Source organism: Actinotalea sp. (assembly GCF_035443605.1).
Classification (GTDB): domain Bacteria; phylum Actinomycetota; class Actinomycetes; order Actinomycetales; family Cellulomonadaceae; genus Actinotalea.
On the sequence record NZ_DAORSQ010000199.1, the window covers coordinates 1 to 2304 of the forward strand.

The 2304-nt window shown below is 73.7% G+C and carries 1 protein-coding gene and 1 pseudogene; one reads left to right on the forward strand and one right to left on the reverse strand.

All coding sequences use genetic code 11. The features are described 5' to 3' along the window. A partial coding sequence (locus PKY62_RS13120; RefSeq protein ID WP_324537673.1) for an MMPL family transporter occupies nucleotides 1-1556 on the reverse strand: 1556 nt, incomplete at its 3' end. A 206-nt stretch (nucleotides 1557-1762) separates the two neighbouring features. Between PKY62_RS13120 and PKY62_RS13125 the strand changes: the two are divergent. Next, a pseudogene (locus tag PKY62_RS13125) lies at nucleotides 1763-2304 on the forward strand (NADH-quinone oxidoreductase subunit F); the annotation flags it as partial.

Sequence of the window (2304 nt, forward strand, 5' to 3'; positions counted from 1 at the left end):
TTCTCGGACACGTCGATCCCCACCGCGGTGACGCCGGTGAGCGCGATGTCCGCCCCGGTCGCGGCGGCGACGGGCGCGAGGCTCGCGCGCAGCTCGCGGACGAGGTCGAAGGTCGCCTCGTCGCTCGGTCCCGTCGTCGGGACGACGGTCAGGAGCGCGGTCCGGCCGTCGGCGCTGGACTGCGGCGGCGTCACGACGACCACGCCGTCGGCCCCGCCGGCGACAGCCATCGCCTCCTGCGCGGCGGCCCCGGCGACGTCGGCGTCCTGCGCGTGGACCACCATGACGAGCCGTCCGTTGGCGCCCTCGCCGAAGCCCTCGGTGATGAGGTCGTACGCCGTGCGCTTGTTGCTGCCGAGCGGCGATGCGCCGTCGTCCGGCAGCGCGAGCTGCATGCTCAGCGCCGGGATCGCCATCGCCCCGATGAGCAGGACGCCGACGACGATCGCGGGCACGCGCCAACGGATCACGGTGCGGGCCCAGGCGAAGCCGCCGTTGGTCGTGGCCTCCTCGGGGTCCTCGCCGACGGCTGCGGCGGCGTGGGCGCGCCGCTGCTGCTTCGAGAGCACCCGGTCCCCGGCGAGGCTCAGCATGGCCGGCAGGAGCGTGATCGCCACGAGCACGGCGATCGCGACGGTCGCGGCTGCGGCCAGGCCCATGACCGTGAGGAACGGGATGCCGACCACCGACAGCGCGGAGAGCGCGATGACGACGGTCAGGCCGGCGAACACGACCGCAGAGCCCGCGGTGCCCACCGCCCGCCCGGCGGCCTCCTCGCGCGGGGCGCCGACGGCGATGTTGTGGCGGTACCGCGAGGTGATGAACAGGGAGTAGTCGATGCCGACGGCGAGGCCGAGCATGAGCGCGAGGATCGGCGCCGTGCTCGTCATGTCGACGACGTGCCCGGCGATGGTGATGCCGGCGATCCCGGCCCCGACGCCGATGAGCGCGTTGACGAGCGTCATCCCGGCGGCGAAGAGCGAGCCGAAGGTGATGACCAGCACGAGCATGGCGATGACGACGCCGATGGCCTCGGTGGAGCCGATCTCGGGCTCGGCCAGCAGCGGCTCACCCCCCGAGGCGATGGTCCAGCCCTCCGGTGCGTCCTGCCCGACGGCGGCGTAGGCCTCGCGCTGGGCGGGCGTGAGCTCGTCCGACGACGCCTCGAACTGCACGCTGATGAGGGCGAACCGGCCGTCGCGGCCGATCGCCTGCGTGTCGAACGGGTTGGTGGCCCCGAGCACGCCAGGGAGCTCGTTGGCCTTCGCGACGGTGGCCAGGACCACCTGCTGACCCTCGGGGTCCATGACCGTCGTGCCCTCGGGTGCCCGCAGCACCACGGTGCCGTTGGCGCCGCTCGCCTGAGGGAACTCGCTGCGCAGCGCCTCGAAGGCGCGCTGCGACTCCGTGCCGGGGATCGTCACGCCGGAGACCGACGGTGTGCCCAGCACGAGGACGCCCGCGCCGAGCACGGCCAGCAGCAGCAGCCACACCGCGATGACGACGCCGTGGCGCCGGAAGGATGCACGACCGATCCGGTACAGGACGTTGGCCACGAGGGACTCCAGCGGTGAGGGGGCGCGAGCGGTCGGCGCGCTCGCCGACACTAACTCATGGGATGGGTGCGGGGGCCGTCGCGACGGCCCCCGCAGGAGGACCCCAAGGTCCCAGGCATTCCCGCGGGCCGAGTCGTACGTTCGGAGGGTATGCCGGTGCTCGCGACGCTGGTTCAGCGTCGGCATCCGGCGCGAGGGTGGGGCTCATGAGCGTCCGCACACCGATGACACTCGCCGGGATCGAGGTGGGCGCCGGCCTGCGCGCCGCCCTCGCGCTCGACCCGGCCGGGGTGGTCGCCACCGTCAAGGACTCGGGGATGAAGGGCCGCGGCGGCGCCGGGTTCCCGACCGGCCTGAAGTGGGAGCTCGCGGCCACCGCGCCGGCACCCGACGGCCAGCGGTACGTCATCTGCAACGCCGACGAGGGCGAGCCCGGCACCTTCAAGGACCGCGTGCTGCTGTCAGAGCTCGCCGACCTGGTGTTCGAGGGCATGACCATCGCGGGCTACGCGACCGGCGCGACCGTGGGCATCTGCTACCTCAGGGCCGAGTACGTCTACCTCCTCGCGGACCTCGAGGCCTGCCTCGCCCGGCGCCGCGAGGCCGGGCTGCTGGGCGTCGCCGTCGCCGGGCGGCCGGACGTGACCTTCGACGTCACCATCCACCTGGGCTCCGGCGCCTACGTCTGCGGCGAGGAGACCGCGCTCATCGAGAGCCTCGAGGGGCGCCGTGGCGAGCCGCGCAACCG